Below are 21,423 nucleotides of genomic sequence, written 5' to 3' on the forward strand. Positions count from 1 at the left end.
CCTAGTGGCAACTGTAATTGCGCGAGAGCTTCGGAGGTACCGGTATGTCGATTCAGACGCGCCGCGGAGAAGATGGTGAAACCCTTGTTATCAGTATTGAAGGGCGATTTGATTTCAGCACCCATCAGGCATTCCGGGATGCCTACGAGCATGGCGAGCCGGGTGTACGGAACTACATTGTAGACCTGTCCAGTACTACCTATCTTGACAGCTCGGCGTTGGGGATGTTGCTACTGCTTCGCGACTTCGCTGGTGGCGACAGTGCCCGGATCTCCATCGAAAACTGCAACAGCGACGTCCGTCGCATTTTGTCTATTTCCAACTTCGAGCAGTTATTCGCCATCCGGTGATGCCGTTGACCCCAGCCAGGGACCTTCAGTGCGAGAGCCAGTTACCGAAGACCGCCCCCTTAGAATCCTCATTGCGGATGACAGCGACAGTGATCGGTTAATCCTCCGGGCTCTGCTCAGGCGTCTTGGTCATGAGGTCTGCGACGCCCGGAATGGACGCGAGGCTGTAGAATGCTTCGAGGTCTATGGTCCGGACATCGTGTTGCTCGATGTACTCATGCCCGTCATGGATGGCATGGAGGCTGCCCGGGAAATCAAGCGCCTGGCCGGCGAGAAGATGGTGCCGTTGATTTTTCTGACCTCGTTGTCAGAAGCTGGCGAACTGGCCCAGTGCCTGGAAGCCGGTGGTGATGATTTCCTGGGTAAACCGTATAACCGGGTCATCATCGAAGCGAAAATCAACGCTTTCAATCGGATGCGTCTGATGCATCAGGCGTTGTCAGATCAGCGGGATCTGATTCGGGAACGAAACAGCCAGCTTCTGAATGAGCAAGAAGTCGCGAAACGGGTTTTTGACAACGTAGCGCATGCCGGTTGCCTGAACGCTGGCAATATTCGCCATCATGCCTCTCCTCTGTCGATCTTCAACGGCGATGTGTTGTTTGCATCCCCCGGGCCCGCCGGCGGAATGCTGGTGTTCATCGGGGACTTTACCGGCCATGGCTTGCCTGCAGCCATTGGTGCCATGCCTGTGGCGGAGATTTTCTATGGCATGGCGTCCAAGGGGTTCAACGGGGCTGATATTCTTCGGGAACTCAACCAGAAACTGCACAGGATCATGCCTACAGGCATGTTCTGCTGTGGTGCCATGGTTGAAGCCGATTTCAAACACAACCGGCTCAAAATCTGGAACGGGGGCTTGCCTGATGGCTGGTTGATCAGTCGTTCAGGTAAGCGTCTGTCGTTGCCGTCCCGCCACTTGCCGCTGGGTATCCAGCAACCTGAGCAATTTGATGACACCATGGAAACCGTGGCCACCACCAGGGGAGACTGCCTCCTGTTGATGACCGATGGTGTCCTGGAATGCCGGGATGCCCAAGGCAAGACGTTCGGCGAGGTCGGCGTTGAAAGGGCGCTGGACAGGGGTTTTGACGCCTACGACGCGATGATGGAAGAGGTTCACCGGTTTACCGATAACAGCGCCGACAGCGACGACCTGACATTGTTCTGTCTCGAAATGACAGACGCTGCCGAAAGCGCTGCGATGCCAGAACGCTCAGCGCCATCAGTGCGCTCTGGTCCCCACGAGTGGCACTGCGTCTATGAAATTCGGGAGCGCACTCTGGGAGAATTCAGCCCGCTTCCATTACTTCTGCACATCTGCATGGAAGTTCCGGGACTTCGCAGAAAAAGTGGTGAAATTTATACACTTTTGGCGGAGCTATATAACAACGCGTTGGAACACGGTGTGTTGGAGTTGCCCTCCGAGTGGAAGCAGTCGCCGGAAGGCTTCGGGCATTATTACGAAGAGCGCCGGAAACGACTGGGCAGAGTTGAAGGTCATTTTATCCGCTTTAGTCTGCATCATTGCGTGCAACCTAATGGGGGGCGACTTCGTGTAATATGTGAAGACAGCGGCCCCGGATTTGATTTTATCAATCACCCGCTATTGAATCCGGGGAAGGGTGAAATCAGTGGTACCCGATATGCTGGGCGGGGGATTCTGCTGCTTAAACGACTTGCGGAGTCAGTCACATTTCACCACCGGGGCAATCACGTGGAGATCGTTTACGATTGGGAATATACCGGTAACATGCCCCAATCGGATGCCACGGTGGAATGATCTACAGGACCACAGGGGGTTGGTATGGTCGATAAACCGCACCTTGATGAAGAGGCTTTGGCTGAGCTTCAGGACGTTATGGAAGACGAATTCGAAGTTCTTATTCACACCTTCGTCAATGATTCCCGGGAACGGATTGCCGGACTTCAGCATGCGGCAGATGCCAATGATGCAGATGCGTTTGCAAAGATGGCGCACAGCTTTAAGGGTAGTTGTATCAATATTGGAGCCCCGCATCTGGGCGAGCTCTGCCTGGAGGCAGAGAAGGCGGGGAAAGCAGACTCGCTCGACGGAGCGCCGGCGATGCTTGCTGCAATCAGGGCTGAATTCCAGATCGTAACCGATATGTTTGAAGGATTTCTGGTTCGCTGAGGCAGCTCTGGCACCGCTTTTGCAGTCTCAGGTTAAACCACCCGAAAACGGCTTCCCGCCGGCAATGACTGGGTGATCACCTGATAAAAGCGGCAAGAGGTTGCCATGCCACAGATGGTTCTTCCCCAAACCCCTGCCCCCGGGATGTCTAAAGACATGGGGCCGAGCAAAGCCGGTAACAGCAGGGAAGCCGGCGCTCCCGAAAGCCGGTATGACTCTGTCTCGCGAGTCGAGCAGGATCGCCTGGAACGCAAGCGGGCAGAGCGCAGCGAAGAGTCTCAGTCGCTTGAGGATGCCCGGCAGGCAGACCGGCTTGACGAAAAAGCTGAATCCTCAGATCCTGTGGCGAAGTCTTCTGAGGCTTCCAGAGTCACAACCCCTCCAGATTCAGAGCCGACTGACCATCAATCAGAAGATGATGAGGCTGAACTGACCTTTGTCGGACTTCAGTCACTGTTTGTTCCAGCTGCACCTGCGTCTGATGCCGCCGGCACCTCCGGTTCAGGAGCTGTTGGTCACTCGTCGTCAGGACAACTCCCTGGCGTTTTGCCCGGGAGCGCGAATTCTGGAAAGAGCGGGCAGGCCCTGCCAGGGGTGACCCAGGGTCTTCAGTTGTCTGAAGCCGTCATAGGGGCGCAAGGAGCGGAAAGCAGTCGACCGGTCGATTCGGCTTCCATTGCCGCGTCAGCGCGTTTTCAGGCGGCGATGGATATGGCTTCTCAACAGGCTGGAAATCAGGCCGCCAGGATGGCGCAGGAAACTGCTGTGCCCCTGCGCAGCTATACGACGTCCGTTGCTGTACCGATAGGGCATGCAGAGTGGGGCGATAAAGTTGCTGGCAAACTGAGTTTTCTGACCGCGCGCAATATGTCTGTGGCGGAAATCCATCTGACGCCACCGGACATGGGGCCGATGGAAGTGAAGGTTAAGGTTCACAACGAGCAGGCCAACATCACGGTCCATGCTGCCAACCCGGTGGTTCGCGATCAGCTGGAACTTCATTCTCACCGGTTGCGTGACATGTTGGGAGAGCAGGGGCTGTCGCTGGCTCAGTTCGATGTATCTGACTCCCCGCAGCAGCAAGCGGGCGGCCAGGCCTCAGGTAATGGGGATGGCGATTCTTCCGGACAGAACGGGTTCGCGTCGGGTAACGCTGAAGTGGATGGCGACGTTATGGAGAGTGGGTCCCTGGATCTTAGCTGGAAAGGCGAAGTGGATATCTTTGCCTGATCACTTCAACTGCATGTTTTCTGTTTAAAACTCCTTTCTCTCCACCATATCCAATCGGTTTTGCCCATCCTCCCCAGCAGCGCTAAACTGCGGTTCTGATCAGGCAGGATGGGCTTTCTGGCCCAGCCTTTGCATTCCATCCATTAAAGTCGCCCGGTTTGGCTCAAGGTGACGAATTTCTGGCAAAGCGAAGACTATGGCTGAAAACAACGCGTCCAACCAAGCACCTGCCAAGAAAGGCAAACTGAAAATGATCATCCTGTTGGCTGTGGTGGTCATACTGGCTATCGTGCTTTCGGTGGTGGGAACGCTGTGGTTCCTGGGAGGCAGCTTGCCCGGGATGGATAGTGGCGACGCAGCTGCTGAAACACCAGCCGAAGAGCAATTTGTACCCAGCACCTATATCGAATTGGAAAAGGCGCTGGTTACCACGATTCAGGCAGAAGGGCGTCAGCGCTACGCACAGGTTTATTTGTCGCTGGAGGCGGTGGACGCTCAGGCTCTGGCCGCTGCGCAACTGCATTTGCCACTCATACGTAGCCAACTGGTGATGGTGCTGGGAAACAGCAACTTCAACGAATTGCAGACGCCGGAAGGCCGCCGTGGCCTCGCTGACAAAATGTTGACGACGGTGAACCAGGTGCTGGAACAGGAAGGGGAGCCTGCTATCAAGCAGGTACTGTTCCGGAATTTTGTGGTGCAGTAAGGGCCACAGAGAGAATCAGGACCCAACACGGGTAAGGTAACTGACGGGCAGGACGACACATGCAGGACTTGTTGTCACAGGATGAAATCGATGCGCTACTCCACGGTGTGGATGACGGTGATATCGATACATATGAAGAGACCGATGATACCGGCGTAAAGTCCTATGACCTTGCCAGTCAGGATCGGATTGTCCGGGGCCGGATGCCGACTCTGGAAATGATCAATGAACGTTTCGCACGCTATACCCGAATCAGTCTGTTCAATCTGATGCGCCGGAATGCCGACGTTTCCACCGGCGGCGTTCAGATCATGAAATTTGGTGAATACATTCACACGCTATACGTTCCTACCAGCCTCAACCTCTGCAAGGTTCGCCCGCTGCGGGGGACCTCTCTGTTCGTTCTTGATGCCAAGCTGGTATTCAAACTGGTGGACAACTTTTTTGGGGGCGAGGGACGGCACGCGAAGATTGAAGGCCGTGAATTTACCCCTACCGAAACCCGCATTGTCCAGATGGTGCTGAATCAGGTGTTCCATGACATGCGTGAAGCCTGGCAGGCGGTGCTGAAAGTCGACTTTGAGTACCTCAACTCCGAAGTGAACCCCGCCATGGCTAACATTGTAAGCCCCAGTGAGGTGGTGGTAGTCAGTACCTTCCATATCGAACTGGACGGCGGTGGCGGCGAGCTGCATTTCGCCCTGCCGTACTCAATGATAGAGCCGATTCGTGACGTACTGGATGCCGGGGTTCAGAGTGACATCGACGATGTCGATGAGCGTTGGGTCAGTGCTTTGCAGGAAGATATTAAAGACGTACACGTACCTGTTAATTCAACCGTTTGCCGCCGTCGCATTTCCCTCAGAGACATTGCCGGCCTGAAAGCTGGCGACATTATTCCCGTCGAAATTCCCGATAAGCTGACGGTAACGGCCAATGGTATCCCAATCTACAAGGCAACCATGGGATCCCGTGACGGAAAACTGGCGTTGAAAATTCATGAACGGGCAACGCTGCCCAAGGTCAAGAAACAACTGAAGGTGGGACGCAATGGCTGACGACAACAAGAAGGACGAGCAGGAGCTCAGCGAAGACGAAAAGCTGGCCGCTGAGTGGGAAGCTGCCATGGAAGAGTCCGGCGATGTGGAAGATGCGGATATCGTAGAGGAGTCCGGGTCTGCCGAAGATGAGTGGGCTGCGGCCATGGCTGAAGCGGAAGCGACTGAACAGGACAATGTTCAGACGGCGCCGATGGAAGAGTTTGATCACGGAGGCCCGGCGCAGGGCAATGATATGTCACCGGATCTTGACGTCATCCTCGATATTCCGGTCACCATCTCCATGGAAGTCGGAAACACCCAGATTCCCATACGGAACCTGCTGCAACTGAACCAGGGCTCGGTGATTGAGCTAGATCGTCTTGCCGGTGAGCCGCTGGATGTCTTGGTCAACGGCACCCTGATCGCCCACGGCGAGGTTGTGATGGTCAATGAAAAGTTCGGTATCCGCCTGACAGACGTTATCAGCCCGGGTGAACGCATCAAACGGTTGCAGAAATAACATGCGGTATTCCATCGCGAGCCTTCTCCTGTGGCTGCCAGCGGGCACGGTATTGGCTCAGGAGGCCAAGGAGGCTGCCGAATCTTCGGCTATCAAGGCTCCTGACACGGTTGGGACACTCGTCAGCCTCGGTGTCGGGCTCTTGGCGGTGATTGCTATCATCTACGGCTGTGCCTGGATCATTCGCCGAATGAGCGGGATGACCGGTGCTAACAACCATGCAATCAAAGTGGTATCCGTCATGGCGCTCGGGGCAAGGGAGCGCATCGCACTGATTGAAGTCGGTGGGCAACAGATACTGCTCGGTATTACGCCAACGACCATCCGGACACTTCAGGTATTTGAGGAACCTGTGGTTGAGCCCGGTAGCGCTCCGTCCGGGGACTTTGCCCGTCGGTTGCAAGGCATGATCGGCAAGAACTGGACCTCACCCACAAGGAACGACTGACCCGATGATCGTTGCTACGTTCAAAAGAATCAGTCCGTTACTGATCCTGATTCTGGGGCTGACATGCGGGCAAGTAGCGCTGGCTCAGGAGCCTCCCGCTTCTGGAATACCCGGTATCCCCGCGGTGACTGTCCAGCCCGGAGACGGTGAGGGCGCCCAGGAATATTCGGTTACCCTGCAAATCCTGGCGCTGATGACCGCGCTGACCTTCCTGCCCGCGATGCTGATGATGATGACCTCCTTCACCCGGATCATCGTTGTCTTTGCTATCCTCCGACAGGCCCTGGGGTTGCAGGCCACACCATCCAACCAGATCCTGTTGGGACTGGCCCTGTTTCTGACCATCTTCATCATGAAGCCGGTGTTCGAAGAAGCGAACCGAGTCGGGCTTCAGCCCTATCTTCAGGAGCAGGTGACATCTCTTGAAGCCGTGGAACTGGCCAGCGAGCCGGTCAAGAAATTCATGCTGGCTCAAACTCGCGAAAGTGACCTCGCTCTGTTTATCCGAATGGCAGATGAACAATATGATACCCCGGAAGACGTCTCATTCTGGGTGCTGATGCCGGCATTTGTGACCAGTGAGCTCAAGACTGCCTTCCAGATCGGCTTCATACTGTTCATCCCGTTCCTGATCATCGACATGGTGGTTGCCAGCGTGTTGATGGCCATGGGTATGATGATGCTGTCGCCCATCATCATCTCACTGCCGTTCAAAATCATGCTGTTCGTACTGGTTGATGGCTGGGCCCTGATTATGGGTACACTGGCTGCCAGTTACGGATTATAGGAGGCGCTATGACTCCGGAAACCGTCATCGACATCCTGCGAGAAGCCTTGTGGCTGATTGTGTTGCTGTCGGCCGTCATCATCGGGCCGGGGCTGGTCATCGGCCTGGTGGTCAGTACCTTCCAGGCTGCGACCCAGATCAATGAACAGACCTTGAGTTTCCTGCCGCGCCTGCTGGTTACGCTGATCGTCATCATTGTGGCCGGTCCCTGGATGCTGACTCAACTGCTGGATCATGCCAACCGGCTGATCTCCAGCATCCCGTACCTGATCGGTTAAGTCATGATCCCGGCGGAAATTGGCGCAGACGTCATCGGCCAATGGGTCGGCCAGCACATCTGGCCGCTGTTCCGCATCGCCAGCTTCCTCATGGTTATCCCCATCTTCGGCACCCAGTTAGTTCCGGCACGTGTTCGCATGGGCCTGGCTTTGCTGATGACTATCCTTATCGTCCCCATGCTCCCTGAAGTCCCTCAGGTTGAAGCTCTTAGTGCTGATGCTGTGGTCATCACCCTGCAGCAGATACTGATAGGCGTAGGCATGGGCTTCGCGCTGACGGCCCTGTGGCAACTCTTTGTTGTCGCTGGCCAGATGATAGCGATGCAAATGGGCCTCGGCTTCGCCTCCATGGTTGACCCTGCCAACGGAGTAAACGTTCCTGTCCTGTCCCAGATCTACACCATCACCATCACACTCCTGTTCCTGGCCATGAACGGCCACCTGGCGGCCTTCGAAGTCTTTATAGAAAGCTTCCGGACCCTGCCCATCGGCCTGGAAGGGCTTGGCCAGGCAGGGGTATGGGATCTGGCGCATAGGGTCAGCTGGATGTTCGCCTCTGCCATGCTACTGGCTCTGCCAGCGGTTACTGCGGTTCTGATCGTAAGCATTTCTTTTGGTGTGATGACCCGGGCGGCTCCCCAGATGAACATCTTTGCACTGGGTTTCCCGATTGGCCTGATTTTTGGATTGTTTGCCATATGGGTACTGCACGCCAATTTCCTGCCGCATTTTGATCAGTACACGCGGGAAACCTATGATTTCATGCGGCAGTTGCAAGGGCAGCCTTAGATGGCCGAAGAGAACGACAACAGTCAGGAAAAAACGGAAGAGGCCACGCCTCGAAGGCTCGAAAAAGCCCGGGAGGAAGGCCAGACCGCCCGTTCCCGGGAACTGGCAACCATGGCCGTCCTGCTGGCGGGTGCCGGCGGCCTGCTGATATTCGGCGCCAGCCTTGGGGCATCACTTGAAGCCATCATGCGCGATAGCTTTGTCCTCGAACGCTCAGCCATCTTCGATACCCGCCACATGAGCATACAGCTCATCGCCTCTGCCAAAGAAGCCGCGATTGCTCTATCGCCCATATTGATCCTGCTTCTCATTGCTGCCATCGCAGGCTCCATTGGAATAGGCGGCATGCTCTTCAGTGGCAAAGCCATTGCGCCAAAACTCAATCGTATGGACCCCATCAAAGGCCTTGGGCGTATGTTCTCCATGCGTTCACTCGTAGAATTGGTCAAAGCCATCGCTAAAGTCGGACTGGTTCTGGCTGTGGCCATCCTCATCCTCGACCTCCGCACTGAGGATTTACTCAGCATTGCGGAAGAACCCACTGTTCCCGCGATGGAGCACGTCGTATGGACACTGGCCTGGAGTTTCTTCCTGCTGTCCTGCGCTACCATCATCATTGCGATGATCGACGTGCCCTTTCAGATTTATGATCACCAGAAAAAGCTGAGAATGACCAAGCAGGAGGTCAAAGACGAATTCAAGGACACCGAAGGCAAACCAGAAGTCAAAGGCAAAATCCGTCAACTCCAGCGTGAAATGGCTCAACGACGGATGATGGAAGACGTACCCAAGGCTGACGTGGTCATCACCAACCCGACCCACTATGCCGTGGCCCTCAAATACGATCAGCAGAGCATGGGAGCCCCGGTTGTCGTGGCCAAGGGCGCCGATGAAGTGGCCTTCAAGATCATGGAAATTGCCCGGGAGCACAAAGTCGAAGTCCTGCGAACTCCGCCGCTTACGAGGGCGGTTTATCACAACACTGACATCGGCGAAGAAATCCCGGATGGCCTCTACATGGCCATTGCACAGGTCCTGGCCTACGTGTTCCAACTCCGCCAGTTCCGCAAGGGACGTGGGCCCAAGCCTGGGATGCCTGATTTTCCGATTCCTTCTGATCTTCGCAGGGATGTCTGAGTCTGCATTGTAGCCTGATGGATTGGGAATCTGAGGTTAGGTGGGGCGGGCTTCCAAAACCCGCTCCTTACGGCACGTCCATGTGACGCTTGAGCTCCGCCATCCATGGCTCCGCACAGTTTTGGAAGCCCGCCCCACCTAACCTCGTTCTAACTCAGGAGATATATCCGCAATGTCGAAAGATAAAGTAATTGGCCAGTATTACTGGCTGATGTAATGCCGATGCATGAGATGTTTATGGGGATATTCTCCCAAAAATGTTGGAGGCCAAGGATGGCCGGAAACAAGCGCACATGGACGTGCTCGTAGCGGTTTTTGGGAGAATATCCCCATAAACATCCGCCACCAGATCTCGAAGGCTAGGGATAACAGGTCCAGTCAGCTCAGGAGCCAGCCTCTATAACCCGAACCATTGGTTCCCCGCGACTTTCAGGTATCGGCAACACGCCATACCACGCCCGTGGATCATGCACTGTTGCAGTCTTGAACCCGCAGTCGATGAAATGTTGATGAGCTTCCCTGTCAGAGCCGAAATGGAACGACACCTGACTTCGGGTAGCTGATCCCAGGATGCCTCCGAGGGCCGTCAGGGTGCCTTTGAGGATTGGTTGTCGAGGGCGGAAATAGCTTTCGGACAGGTACACTGAGCCGGGCCGATTGGCCATGACATTGGCAAGTCGTCGCCAGAAACTGCTGATCACTTCCAGGGAGAAGTAGCTGGTCAGCCCTTCGGTTACCACGATTATCGGCTTGTCATTGTCGAAAACCCGTTCGATAACCGCTTCAAGGGTTCGTTCCCCGTGAGTCGCCAGAATATCGACAGGTGTTACCTGATGTCCGCTTCCCAGTCTGCCGGCAGAAAGCAACCGGAGGGCTTTCTTTGCGGCCATATCCGGCAAATCAGCCTCGACCATATGTAAGCTCGGGTGTTTTTCCCTTAACCGGATGCCTCGCGGAGACATACCGCAGGCGATTTCAAGAACCTGGGTGATGCCGTGTTCATTGATCGCCTGGTCAATCAAGTGGTCGATGATCAGATGCCGCTGTAGCAGGAAGGTGCGGATATTCCCGCCGATGACAGCCTTGCTGGCTGTCTCGAAGGGGGTCATCAGGCGGTAGAGAAGGTTGCCCTGAGCGGTTGCCAGGGCGTCATCGGAGAGTCCGTACCGGTGCCAGACGGCACCGGTGTAGAGGGCGGTAAAGCTGATGCCGGAACTGTCAGTCGGCTTTTTGCTCATAGACGGCTTTTCCCCATGCCTCGCGGCGACCAGGGAGCACCAGGTTCAGGGCGATGGCGACGACCGCGCACAGCGCGATACCTTCCAGGTGCCCAAGCACCATGCCACCAATACCGAAAACCAGGGTGACACCCACAATCACCAGATTGCGAGATTCAGCCAGATCCACCTGATGGCGAATCAGTGTGTTCAGTCCCACCACGGCAATTGAGCCGAACAGCAGGCACAGGATGCCGCCCATAACCGGAACCGGAATGGTTTGCAGGACGGCGCCAAACTTGCCCACGAAGGCCAGGACAATTGCGACGACCGCAGCCCACCACATGATCCGGGGGTTGAAGTTCTTGGTCAGCATGACTGCGCCGGTAACCTCGGAGTAGGTGGTGTTGGGAGGTCCGCCGAATGCAGCGGCAGCACTGGTCGCCAGGCCGTCGCCCAGTAACGTCCGGTGCAGACCCGGTTTGTCCAGATAGTTTTTGCGGGTAATGTTGCCGATGGCGAGGATATCGCCAATGTGTTCGATGGCGGGGGCAATGGCCACCGGGATCATGAACAGAATGGCGCTCCAGCTGAATGAGGGTGCTACGAAATCCGGAACAGCCAGCCAGGCAGCTTCTTTGATCGGTGTGAGGTCAACAATGCCGGCAAAGGCGGACAGGACATAGCCAACGAGTACGCCGAATATAATCGGAATCAGTCGGAAGATGCCCTTGGCCCAGACGGACGCAATAATAGTGGTGACCAGGGATGCCATGGCGATCAGGATAGCTGTGTCATAGGGCACCAGTTCGGCGGCGCCGTCGCCGGTCCGGCCCGAAGCCATATGGACGGCAACCGGAGCCAGCCCAAGACCAATAGACATGATCACCGGTCCGATAACCACTGGTGGCAGCAGGTTACGTATAAACCCTGTACCACGCAGGCGAACCAGTCCGCTAAGCAACACATAGAGGATGCCTGCGGCCATTAGGCCGCCGAGCGTCTCTTCCATGCCGAACTTGCCTTTGGAGGCAATGATCGGTGCGATGAATGCGAACGAAGATCCCAGGAAAATCGGAATCTGGCCGCCAGTAACGATATGAAAGATCAGGGTGCCGAGACCTGCCGTAAATAGCGCGACATTGGGGTTCATGCCGGTGATCAGTGGCACCAGCACCAGAGCCCCAAAGGCGACCAATAGCATCTGGGAGCCGGCAATAGCCTGCTTCCAGGTTGGGTCGTTGGTGTGATCCAGCATGGTTATACGTCCTTTTGCTTGGTGCCGAAGATCTTGTCACCGGCGTCACCGAGTCCTGGCAGGATATAGCCTTTTTCGTTCAGCCGCTCGTCAATTGAGGCCGTATAGATGGATACGTCCGGATGTGCTTCCAGAACCTTTTCAACGCCTTCCGGTGCTGCAACCAGAACCAGCGCGCGAATTTCCGTGCTGCCGGCTTTCTTGAGCAGGTCGATAGTGGAAATCAGGGAGCCGCCAGTGGCCAGCATCGGATCAACAATGAGTGCCATGCGCTGATCGAGTTCGCCAACCAGTTTTTCAAGATAGGTGCTGGCTTCCAGGGTTTCTTCGTTCCGGATCTGGCCCACCACACTGACCCGGGCGCTGGGGATCAGGCTCAGAACACCGTCCAGCATGCCCAGACCGGCGCGCAGAATCGGAACGATGGTGACCTTCTTGCCCTGGATCTGTTCGACAGTGACAGGGCCCGCCCAGCCTTCAATGGTTTCTTCCTGCAGACTGAAATCCTTGGTGGCTTCGTACGTCAGCAGGGTGCCGACTTCCTGGGCCAGTTCGCGGAAGTTCTTGGTGCTGATATCCGCGCGGCGCATCAGGCCAAGCTTGTGTTGAATCAGCGGGTGTTTCACCTCGTGGATTGGCATGGGGTCACCTGTGTGTCTGGATTGTTGAGGAAAGCGTACAAATGCTGAAAAGGATACCGTATCTGGCATGTCGCGTCAGGCGGCGCGGAGAGATTTGTAGCGAAACTGCATAAGGAGTGGTACGGATCTTGCGATAACTCTCTTGAAAGACGTTTCTACGTCAGATTTTCGACCCTGAAAACGCCTGTTGGCGCAGCCACGCGGAGATGTTCCCGGCATGGACAGAGCTTTAGTCCTCAATAACGTCAAATCCCTGACGCAGGGAAATCTCGGTATTCCCATCATGTTGATGGGGCTGCTGGGTATGATGATTCTGCCGATGCCGGCGTTTCTGCTCGACGTCTTCTTCACCTTCAATATCACCCTGTCCATTGTCATCCTGCTGGTGTGTGTGTATGCACTGCGGCCGATGGAGTTCGCCTCATTCCCGACGGTGCTGCTGGTTGCCACGCTGTTGCGGCTGGCGTTGAATGTTGCCTCCACCCGAATTGTCCTGCTGGAAGGTCACGAGGGAGGAGATGCAGCCGGTAAGGTTATCGAGTCCTTTGGCGCAGTTTTGATTGGCGGTAACTACGCGGTAGGCCTGGTGGTCTTCGCGATCCTGATGATTATCAACTTCCTGGTAGTCACCAAAGGTGCGGGCCGGGTGTCTGAAGTTAGCGCGCGTTTCACGTTGGATGCCATGCCGGGCAAGCAAATGGCGATTGATGCTGACCTGAATGCTGGCCTGATCAATCAGGATGAAGCCAAGCACCGACGTGCCGAAATCGCTCAGGAAGCGGATTTCTACGGTTCGATGGACGGTGCTTCCAAGTTTGTGAAAGGCGATGCGGTGGCCGGTCTGTTGATCCTGGCCATCAACATCGTTGGTGGTGTCGCCATCGGCATGCTCCAGCACGGACTGGACTTTGGCCTGGCGATGCAGCGTTATGCCTTGCTGACTATTGGTGACGGCCTTGTTGCCCAGATCCCGTCGCTGCTGCTCTCCACTTCAGCCGCGATCATGGTAACCAGGGTTACATCCAGTCAGGACATGGGCGGGCAGATTATCCAGCAGATGTTCAGCGCGCCCAAGGCATTGGCTATTGCAGCCGGCATTCTGATCATTCTCGGCCTGATTCCGGGTATGCCTCATGTGGCTTTTCTGGGGCTGGGTGGCATTGCAGCAGGTGCGGCCTGGTACATCTGGAAGCAGGACCGGCAAACCGTTGAGGAAGAGGGTGCATTCCCGGGTCGCGGTGGTCCGGCCCCCGGTGTGCGTCCTGCCGGGCGTGATTTGCCGCCGGGTGGTGGTGAGCCGGCAGGTCAGTTGCCTGCGCCGGGGGAGACGAAGGAATTGGGTTGGGATGATGTAGCGACAGTCGATATTGTCGGCCTGGAAGTGGGTTACCGTCTGATACCTTTGGTCGATAAATCCCAGGGTGGTCAGTTGCTCAGCCGGATCAAGGGGGTACGCAAGAAACTGTCGCAGGATCTTGGCTTCCTGATGCCGTCAGTCCACATACGAGACAACCTGGATCTGATGCCGAATGTGTATCGCATCACCCTGATGGGCGTCACCATCGCCGAGGCCGAGATCCACCCGGAGCGGGAACTGGCGATTGATCCGGGGCAGGTGTTCGGCAAGGTTGAAGGTATTGAGGGCAAGGATCCGGCCTTTGGTCTGGATGCTTGCTGGATTGAGCCGGACAAGAAAGATCAGGCTCAGACCCTCGGCTATACCGTGGTGGACGCCAGTACGGTTGTCGCGACCCATCTCAATCAGGTGCTACAGAAGCATGCGCACGAGTTGTTGGGGCATGAGGAAGTCCAGAAGTGGCTCGATCAGCTGGAGAAAATGTCGCCGAAACTTGCGGAAGAGTTGGTGCCGACGACAATTTCCATCAGCCTCCTGTTGAAGGTGCTGCAGAGTCTGTTGCGCGAAGAAGTGCCAATCCGCGACATGCGTTCCATTGCGGAATCCATCGTGAATGTCCATCCGAAGAGTCAGGATCCGAAGCTGTTGACCACGGTTGCCCGTCAGGCGTTGCGCCGGATGATTGTGCAGAGCATATGTGGCAACGAGGCTGAGATACCGGTTATCACCCTGGATCCGGAGTTGGAACAGTTATTGCTGAAGTCTGTTCAGCAGAGTCAACAATCCGGCGGTCAGGACGATATTGGCATGGTCCTGGAGCCGAACATGGTCGAGAAGCTGCAGCGATCATTGCAGGACAGTGTTCAGCGGCAGGAAATGCTCGGCAAACCCGCCATCTTGTTGGTTTCCGGGCCATTGCGACCGGTCCTGGCGAAGTTTGCCAGCTATGGGGTAGAACGCCTTCATGTGCTCTCGTACCAGGAAATACCGGATAACAAACAGATCACGATTGTCGCGTCTGTTGGCCAGTAACGGGCCACGGACAGGTAAAGCCAGCGCAAACCAGTCGCCGGTGGAGGATAAAACAGCATGAAAGTTAAACGTTTTTTTGCTCAGTCAATGGCAGAGGCGCTGAAGCAGGTCAGTGAACAGATGGGGCCTGATGCCGTCATTCTCTCCAATCGCCGGGTAGACGGTGGCGTCGAAATCGTGACAGCGCTGGATTACGACGAAAATATGGCGCGCCAGAACCTTGGCGAGAAAGCCAGGGAGGCAACCAACGGTTCACGGTTGGCTGAAATGCAGGCGGACCATCATCGTCAGCTGGAAGAGGAACTGGGCCGTTCCCGGGATCGCATTCGGGCGGTGCGCGAAAAGCGAGCCGGCCACGGAGCATCCTATATGGACGCGGTGATTCCTGATGACAGTGTTGATAGCGATTTTGATTTTGCTCCATCCCAGCCGAAGGAGCCCATTGGGTACACCAATGAGCTGGCACAAATGCGAGCTGAGATCAGTTCACTCAGGGATTTGATGAGTGGCCGCCAGAGTGACCCGGCCCAAACCGGCAATAGTGCCGTACAGCAGCGGTTGTCAGAACGGTTGCAGGAATTCGGCCTGGGCGCAGAGCTGGCCGCGTCACTGTCCCATCGCCACCGTGGTGGCCGGTTGGAAGATGGTTGGAAGCAGTCCCTGAAGATGCTGGCGACCGGTGTGCGCACGTCTCGCCATGAATGGCTGGACGAGGGTGGAGTGTACGCCCTTGTAGGCCCTACAGGTTCGGGTAAGACCACGACAATTGGCAAGCTGGCGGCCCGCTACGTGCTGCGTCACGGCGCGGACTCTCTGGCACTGGTAACCACGGACCGATACCGGGTCGCAGCCCATGAGCAACTGTTCGTATTCGGGCGTATCCTGAATGTACCTGTACGAGTGGTGGATGAGAGTCATTCACTGGATGATATTCTTGACGAACTATCTGACCGCCATCTGGTGCTGATCGATACGGCAGGGCTGACCAGTGCTGATCGGGGGTACCAGGAGCAGCTGGCTGAACTGGCCCGCAGTCATCACAATATCCGTACCCATCTGGTGGTTTCTGCCACCAGCCAGCCGCGTATCATGAAATCCGTCTGGCATTGCTATAAGATGGCAAATCTCGCGGGTTGCGTCATGACCAAAATCGACGAAGCCCTGACGCTCGGGGAATCGCTTGGGTTTGTCATGGAAACCGGATTGCCGGTGGCTTACTACACTGACGGCCAGAAGATCCCCGAGGATCTGCATCACGCAGAAGCGGTTCCTCTGGTGCGACTGGCAGTGGAGCGGCTGAAAATACTCAAGCAACAGCAGACAGTCGCCGAAGGAGCCTGATAGAGACTATGAGCAAATCACATCCGGTGCAGGTGATTGCGGTAACCGGTGGTAAAGGCGGGGTTGGCAAGAGCAATGTCTCGGTAAACCTCGGCATCGCCCTGGCAGAAAAAGGTCGTCGTGTTGTTCTGCTCGATGCTGACCTTGGTCTTGCCAACATTGATGTTTTGCTGGGCCTTACCGCAAGCCGGAATCTGGCGGATGTTCTCTCTGGTGACTGCGATCTCAAAGACGTTTTAGTGAATGGCCCTGGCGGTATCAAGATCGTACCCGCGTCGTCGGGAACCCAACGCATGACGCAGCTCAGTCCCATGGAACATGCCGGGCTGATCAATGCGTTCAGTGAACTGGGTGATCAGATTGATGTGCTGATCGTTGATACGGCTGCGGGTATTTCCGAATCCGTTGTCAGTTTCCTTCGCGCCTCTCAGGAACTCCTTCTGGTTGTCTGTGACGAGCCTACGTCGATTACCGATGCCTATGCTCTGATAAAGTTGATGAACCGGGATTACGGCACAAACCGTTTCCGCATTCTTGCCAATCAGGTTCGTAATGAACAGGAAGGCCGTCATCTGTTTGAAAAACTTACCCGAGTTACCGAGCGCTTTCTTGATGTGGCACTACAATATGTAGGGATGGTGCCGTATGACGAGGCCATCAAAAAGGCGGTGCAACGGCAGCGTGCGGTTCTGGATGCTTACCCCCGGGCGAAAGCATCTTTGGCCATCAAAGCCCTGGCGGATAAAGTGGATAGCTGGCCGCTACCTTCAACACCCCGCGGCCACCTTGAATTTTTCGTGGAGCGGCTCGTCGAAGTCTGAATCTGATCCAGTCAAAACAACACCGGATACGTGGCATTGGCGAAACAACTGGGAATGTACCAGCAGGCTAGCGCGCAGGGGCCCTCCCGCCTGATAGAGGAACATGCGCCGCTGGTCAAAAAAATTGCCCTGCACCTGATGGCCCGGCTACCGGACTCGGTGCAACTCGACGACCTTATGCAGGCTGGAATGATTGGACTGCTTGAGGCCGCCCAACGATACAGTGCTACCAAGGGGGCGACCTTCGAAACCTACGCGGGCATCCGCATCAGGGGAGCGATGGTTGATGAAATCCGGAAGGGCGATTGGGTTCCCCGGTCAGTTCATCGTAATGCCCGCAGAATCTCTCAGGCGATCAAGGCCGTTGAAGACCGTCTTGGCCGCGAAGCCCAGGACTCCGAAGTTGCCGAAGAGTTGGGCGTGAATCTCTCCGAATACCATTCCTCCCTGTCTGACGCCAACAGTGGCCGACTTTTTAGTCTGGATGAGCTCAATGAATCCGGTGAGCTGCCGATAGAAGAATCAGAGACGAGTGATAACCCGCTCGAAGGCCTGGCGTCCGATGCCTTTCGTCGAAGCCTGGCTTCGGCCATCGAAGAACTCCCGGAACGGGAGAAACTGGTGTTGAGCCTTTACTACCAGGAAGAACTGAACCTGAAGGAAATTGGTGCCGTGCTGGGAGTCAGTGAAAGCCGGGTCAGCCAGATCCATAGTCAGGCAGCCTTGAGGCTTCGCGGGCGTTTATCCGACTGGCAACAGGGGATGGGGTAGCCGTTCGTTCATGTGTACGGGCGATAGTGCTCTGTAGTTTTTGGTAACCGGTGCTTTACAACCGGGATAAAGAACTGAAAATAAGCAGTTAAACCAGCGGCCTGCTAGACTTCGAACGCAAAGGTCAAACGAATTCCGGGTGTTACAAACGGAGGTCCCATTGGACAAGAACATGAAAATCCTCATCGTGGATGACTTTTCCACGATGCGACGGATCATCAAGAACCTGCTGCGAGATCTCGGCTTTACCAACACGGATGAAGCCGATGATGGCAATACCGCGTTGCCAATGCTGAAAAGCGGTAAATACGATTTTCTGGTGACGGACTGGAACATGCCGGGCATGACCGGTTTTGACCTGCTCAAGGCCGTGCGTGCTGACGAAAACCTGAAGACCCTGCCGGTTCTGATGGTGACAGCTGAGGCGAAGCGGGATCAGATTGTCGCCGCTGCCCAGGCCGGGGTGAATGGTTATGTGGTAAAACCGTTTACTGCGGCTGTCCTCAAGGAAAAAATCGAAAAGATTTTTGAACGCATCCAATAAGCAGAGGTCGGGTGGCTCTCATGAGCGATAGCAAACAGACCCATCGCGGCCTTGAGCCAGAGGTTGCAGAAAAACTGAAACAGCAGGCGGTAGAACTCGCTGAAAGTGCACAGAGCGAAGATTTTGCCCGTGCGATGACTCTGATCAATGAACTCAGCGACGTTCGCGATCAGAGTCTGTACCGCGAAGTTGGGCGTCTTACCCGGAGTCTTCACGAAGCCATACGAAACTTCCAGATTGATCCCCGCAATGCGGAACAACAGGAAGCTCTGTCGAAGATGACGGATGCGTCTGATCGGCTTGAGTACGTCGTTCAGATGACGGGTGAGGCGGCTAACCGCACAATGGACCTGGTGGAAGAAACCATGCCAGTGGCAAGCGGTGTCCGTGAGGAAGCGACTGCGCTACGGGATGAATGGCAGCGGCTGCGGCGACGGGAAATGGAGCCTGCGGAATTCCGGGAACTGTATGGTCGTATAGACAGGTTCTTTGTGGGCCTGGTGAAAGACTCCGACACCATGTACGGGAATCTGTCCGAGATTCTGTTGGCACAGGATTTTCAGGACCTTACCGGGCAGGTGATCCAGAAAGTGACCACCCTGGTGAAAGAGGTCGAGGAGCAGATGCTCAGCCTGGTTGTGATGGCGAGTCACGTTGATCAGCTTACCGGTACCGTGCATCAGATTGAGGAAAAGGTGGAGTCGCCAGAGCAGGGCGTCGGTCCTCAAATCAAAGCGGCAGAGCGTGAAGATGTAGTTTCGGGACAGGACGATGTCGATGACTTGCTGTCCAGTCTCGGTTTCTGAATATAAGAGGATGACGCATGGCGTTTGATGCTGATGAAGAGATCCTGCAGGACTTCCTTGTGGAAGCAGGCGAGATACTCGAAAAGCTGTCCGAGCAGTTGGTAGATCTTGAGCAACATCCAGAAGACAGCGATCTGCTCAACGCCATCTTCCGTGGATTTCACACCGTAAAAGGTGGCGCTGGGTTCCTTCAACTGGATGCTCTCGTAAACTGTTGCCACTCTGCGGAAAACGTGTTCGACATCCTGCGGAATCACAAGCGTAAGGTCAGTTCGGAATTGATGGACGTTGTCCTGGAAGCTCTGGATAACGTCAACGCCATGTTCGAGGAAGTTCGTAATCACGAAGAGCCGACGCCTGCGCCGGCAGAGCTGATTGCAGCCCTTGATGCGTTTGCTTTGCCTGAGGGGGAAGGCGCCAGTGCGCCTGTTGAGGAGCCTCAGGCGGTTGTCGAGATAGAAAGTGTGGCCCCGGCTGAGAATTCAGCTGGCGCTGAAGATGACGGTGGAGATATCACCGACGAAGAATTTGAGAAGCTGCTGGATGCCCTTCATGACGGAGGTGCTCCCGGCCACGCAGCGCCTGCGGCTGAGCCGGAAAGCAGTGACTCATCTGTAGCACCGTCAACCGGTGATGATGAAATTACCGACGATGAATTCGAAGCTTTGCTGGATGAGCTGCACGGTAAGGGGCAGTTCTCCGGTGCAGCCACCCCTGCGGAGGATAGCTCGGGCAGCCCTGAGCCTGTTGCGTCGGCGGGCAGTGACGATCTGATCACTGATGACGAGTTTGAAAAACTGCTGGACGAATTGCACGGTAAAGGTGGCGCGCCGACAGCGCAGTCCGGAAACGGCAGCGAGGCTGAGAAACCGCCTGAAGCGGAATCGCCGAAGCCCAAGGCTACGACTAAGCCGGCTCCTGCGCCTAAACCGGAAGTAAAGCCGGATCCTAAAGCCGAAGCCAAGTCAGCAGCTCCTGCTCGTGAAGCTGCACCTGTGGCTGAGACCACGGTCCGGGTCGATACCAAGCGCCTTGATGACATCATGAACATGGTGGGTGAGCTGGTCCTGGTACGTAACCGGTTGCAGCGTCTGGGTGCGGAGAGCGAAGATGAGCAGATGCACAAGGCTGTGTCCAACCTTGATGTGGTAACGACCGACCTTCAGTCAGCTGTCATGCAAACACGCATGCAGCCGATCAAAAAGGTGTTTGGACGGTTCCCTCGGGTAGTCCGTGATCTCGCCCGGAACCTCAAGAAAGAAGTGAACCTTGTGATGCACGGCGAAGAAACCGACCTCGATAAGAATCTGGTCGAAGCGCTGTCTGATCCGTTGGTTCACCTGGTTCGTAACTCGGTCGATCATGGCATTGAAGCACCGGATGTTCGCGAAGCCGCCGGTAAGCCTCGCAAAGGGACGGTAACCCTGTCCGCTGAGCAGGAAGGTGACCATATTCTGCTGTCCATTGAAGACGACGGTGCGGGTATGGACCCCGAGGTTCTTCGTCGCAAAGCGGTGGAGAAAGGCCTCTATGATCAGGATGCTGCAGATCGTCTGACAGACAACGAATGCTTCAATCTGATCTTCGCCGCTGGGTTCTCAACCAAAGAGCAGATTTCGGATGTATCCGGCCGCGGTGTGGGTATGGACGTGGTCAAAACCAAAATCGGCCAGTTGAACGGGCAGATCAATATTGTTTCCGAACTGGGTAAAGGTTCCAGCATCATCATCAAGGTGCCTCTGACCCTGGCGATCATGCCGACCCTGATGATCATGCTTGGGGATCAGTCCTTTGCTCTGCCACTGGTGAACGTGGTTGAGATCTTCCACCTCGATCTCACCAAGACCAACGTGGTGGATGGCAAGGAATGCATTGTGGTTCGGGATAAGGTATTCCCGCTGTTCCATGTGAAGCGTTGGTTGGTCAGGGATGCTGCAGGCCAGCCCGAGCCGGAAAATGCTCACGTGGTGATTGTGGCCATGGGAACCAAACAGGTTGGTTTCGTTGTCGATCAGCTGATTGGGCAGGAAGAAGTGGTTATCAAGCCACTCGGCAAAGCGCTCCAGGGCACCCCGGGCATGGCGGGCGCCACAATCACTGGTGATGGCCGCATTGCGCTGATTATTGATGTTCCCAGCCTGTTGCAGCATTACAGTTGAGCTGGCCGGTTGCAGGGATAGGGTATCGGTAGGAGA

The 21,423-nt window shown here is 55.7% G+C and carries 22 protein-coding genes; 19 read left to right on the forward strand and 3 right to left on the reverse strand.

Going from position 1 to position 21,423, the window contains the following annotated elements; translation table 11 throughout:
* Window positions 1-44: 44 nt before the first annotated feature.
* The 12 genes from FWJ25_RS05185 (at window position 45) to flhB (ending at window position 9,440) form a co-directional block, all read left to right on the forward strand.
* A complete protein-coding gene (locus FWJ25_RS05185) occupies window positions 45-350 on the forward strand; it encodes an STAS domain-containing protein (RefSeq protein ID WP_149599201.1) in 306 nt (101 codons plus the stop codon).
* 28 nt (window positions 351-378) lie between these two features.
* Window positions 379-2,133, forward strand: a complete 1,755-nt coding sequence (locus FWJ25_RS05190; RefSeq protein ID WP_149599202.1) for an ATP-binding SpoIIE family protein phosphatase — start codon at window positions 379-381, stop codon at window positions 2,131-2,133.
* Between the two features lie 24 nt (window positions 2,134-2,157).
* Window positions 2,158-2,505, forward strand: a complete 348-nt coding sequence (locus tag FWJ25_RS05195) for an Hpt domain-containing protein (protein WP_149599203.1) — start codon at window positions 2,158-2,160, stop codon at window positions 2,503-2,505.
* A 105-nt stretch (window positions 2,506-2,610) separates the two neighbouring features.
* Window positions 2,611-3,735: a flagellar hook-length control protein FliK gene (locus tag FWJ25_RS05200; RefSeq protein ID WP_149599204.1), complete on the forward strand. Its 1,125-nt coding sequence runs from the start codon at window positions 2,611-2,613 to the stop codon at window positions 3,733-3,735.
* Window positions 3,736-3,931: 196 nt separating this feature from the next.
* Window positions 3,932-4,441 (forward strand): flagellar basal body-associated FliL family protein, encoded by a 510-nt coding sequence (locus tag FWJ25_RS05205; RefSeq protein WP_149599205.1) that lies wholly within the window; start codon window positions 3,932-3,934, stop codon window positions 4,439-4,441.
* A gap of 59 nt (window positions 4,442-4,500) precedes the next feature.
* Entirely contained in the window at window positions 4,501-5,499 is a 999-nt protein-coding gene (fliM, locus tag FWJ25_RS05210) for a flagellar motor switch protein FliM (protein ID WP_149599206.1), read from the forward strand.
* Complete coding sequence (fliN, locus tag FWJ25_RS05215; RefSeq protein WP_149599207.1) at window positions 5,492-6,001, forward strand: flagellar motor switch protein FliN; 510 nt, start codon at window positions 5,492-5,494, stop codon at window positions 5,999-6,001. The genes fliM and fliN overlap by 8 nt, the downstream gene beginning before the upstream one ends.
* 1 nt (window position 6,002) lies before the next feature.
* Window positions 6,003-6,449 carry a flagellar biosynthetic protein FliO gene (gene fliO, locus FWJ25_RS05220; protein ID WP_149599208.1) on the forward strand — a complete coding sequence of 149 codons (447 nt, stop codon included), beginning with the start codon at window positions 6,003-6,005 and terminating at the stop codon, window positions 6,447-6,449.
* Window positions 6,450-6,453: 4 nt separating this feature from the next.
* Window positions 6,454-7,236, forward strand: a complete 783-nt coding sequence (gene fliP / locus FWJ25_RS05225) for a flagellar type III secretion system pore protein FliP (protein ID WP_149599209.1) — start codon at window positions 6,454-6,456, stop codon at window positions 7,234-7,236.
* Window positions 7,237-7,244: 8 nt separating this feature from the next.
* Complete coding sequence (fliQ, locus tag FWJ25_RS05230) at window positions 7,245-7,514, forward strand: flagellar biosynthesis protein FliQ (protein ID WP_149599210.1); 270 nt, start codon at window positions 7,245-7,247, stop codon at window positions 7,512-7,514.
* Between the two features lie 3 nt (window positions 7,515-7,517).
* Window positions 7,518-8,303 (forward strand): flagellar biosynthetic protein FliR, encoded by a 786-nt coding sequence (gene fliR / locus FWJ25_RS05235; protein WP_149599211.1) that lies wholly within the window; start codon window positions 7,518-7,520, stop codon window positions 8,301-8,303.
* On the forward strand, window positions 8,304-9,440 hold the full coding sequence (gene flhB, locus FWJ25_RS05240) for a flagellar biosynthesis protein FlhB (RefSeq protein WP_149599212.1): 1,137 nt from the start codon (window positions 8,304-8,306) through the stop codon (window positions 9,438-9,440).
* 383 nt (window positions 9,441-9,823) lie between these two features.
* On the opposite strand, the gene FWJ25_RS05245 is transcribed toward flhB, so the two are convergent.
* Genes FWJ25_RS05245 through upp form a run of 3 tightly spaced genes read right to left on the reverse strand, consistent with a single transcriptional unit; the run spans window position 9,824 to window position 12,556 of the window.
* Window positions 9,824-10,678 carry a class I SAM-dependent methyltransferase gene (locus FWJ25_RS05245; protein WP_149599213.1) on the reverse strand — a complete coding sequence of 285 codons (855 nt, stop codon included), beginning with the start codon at window positions 10,676-10,678 and terminating at the stop codon, window positions 9,824-9,826.
* Entirely contained in the window at window positions 10,659-11,915 is a 1,257-nt protein-coding gene (locus tag FWJ25_RS05250; protein WP_149599214.1) for a uracil-xanthine permease family protein, read from the reverse strand. Before FWJ25_RS05250 ends, FWJ25_RS05245 begins: the two co-directional genes overlap by 20 nt.
* Before the next feature lie 2 nt (window positions 11,916-11,917).
* Window positions 11,918-12,556, reverse strand: coding sequence for a uracil phosphoribosyltransferase (gene upp / locus FWJ25_RS05255; RefSeq protein WP_149599215.1), 639 nt, complete (start codon window positions 12,554-12,556; stop codon window positions 11,918-11,920).
* 217 nt (window positions 12,557-12,773) lie between these two features.
* On the opposite strand from upp, the gene flhA reads away from it, so the two are divergent.
* The 7 genes from flhA (at window position 12,774) to FWJ25_RS05290 (ending at window position 21,387) form a co-directional block, all read left to right on the forward strand.
* Window positions 12,774-14,945, forward strand: coding sequence for a flagellar biosynthesis protein FlhA (flhA, locus tag FWJ25_RS05260; RefSeq protein ID WP_149599216.1), 2,172 nt, complete (start codon window positions 12,774-12,776; stop codon window positions 14,943-14,945).
* 57 nt (window positions 14,946-15,002) lie between these two features.
* The gene (flhF, locus tag FWJ25_RS05265) at window positions 15,003-16,286 is read left to right on the forward strand and encodes a flagellar biosynthesis GTPase FlhF (RefSeq protein WP_149599217.1); all 1,284 of its coding nucleotides are present in this window, start codon (window positions 15,003-15,005) and stop codon (window positions 16,284-16,286) included.
* 8 nt (window positions 16,287-16,294) lie between these two features.
* A complete protein-coding gene (locus FWJ25_RS05270; protein WP_149599218.1) occupies window positions 16,295-17,107 on the forward strand; it encodes a MinD/ParA family protein in 813 nt (270 codons plus the stop codon).
* A 30-nt stretch (window positions 17,108-17,137) separates the two neighbouring features.
* Window positions 17,138-17,878 carry an RNA polymerase sigma factor FliA gene (locus FWJ25_RS05275; RefSeq protein ID WP_149599219.1) on the forward strand — a complete coding sequence of 247 codons (741 nt, stop codon included), beginning with the start codon at window positions 17,138-17,140 and terminating at the stop codon, window positions 17,876-17,878.
* A gap of 160 nt (window positions 17,879-18,038) precedes the next feature.
* The gene (cheY, locus tag FWJ25_RS05280) at window positions 18,039-18,422 is read left to right on the forward strand and encodes a chemotaxis response regulator CheY (RefSeq protein ID WP_149599220.1); all 384 of its coding nucleotides are present in this window, start codon (window positions 18,039-18,041) and stop codon (window positions 18,420-18,422) included.
* 20 nt (window positions 18,423-18,442) lie between these two features.
* Window positions 18,443-19,228, forward strand: a complete 786-nt coding sequence (locus FWJ25_RS05285; protein WP_149599221.1) for a protein phosphatase CheZ — start codon at window positions 18,443-18,445, stop codon at window positions 19,226-19,228.
* Between the two features lie 17 nt (window positions 19,229-19,245).
* Complete coding sequence (locus FWJ25_RS05290) at window positions 19,246-21,387, forward strand: chemotaxis protein CheA (RefSeq protein ID WP_149599222.1); 2,142 nt, start codon at window positions 19,246-19,248, stop codon at window positions 21,385-21,387.
* Window positions 21,388-21,423 lie beyond the last annotated feature (36 nt).

Origin of the sequence: Marinobacter salinexigens (assembly GCF_008370345.1) — a bacterium.
GTDB classification, from domain to species: Bacteria; Pseudomonadota; Gammaproteobacteria; order Pseudomonadales; family Oleiphilaceae; genus Marinobacter; species Marinobacter salinexigens.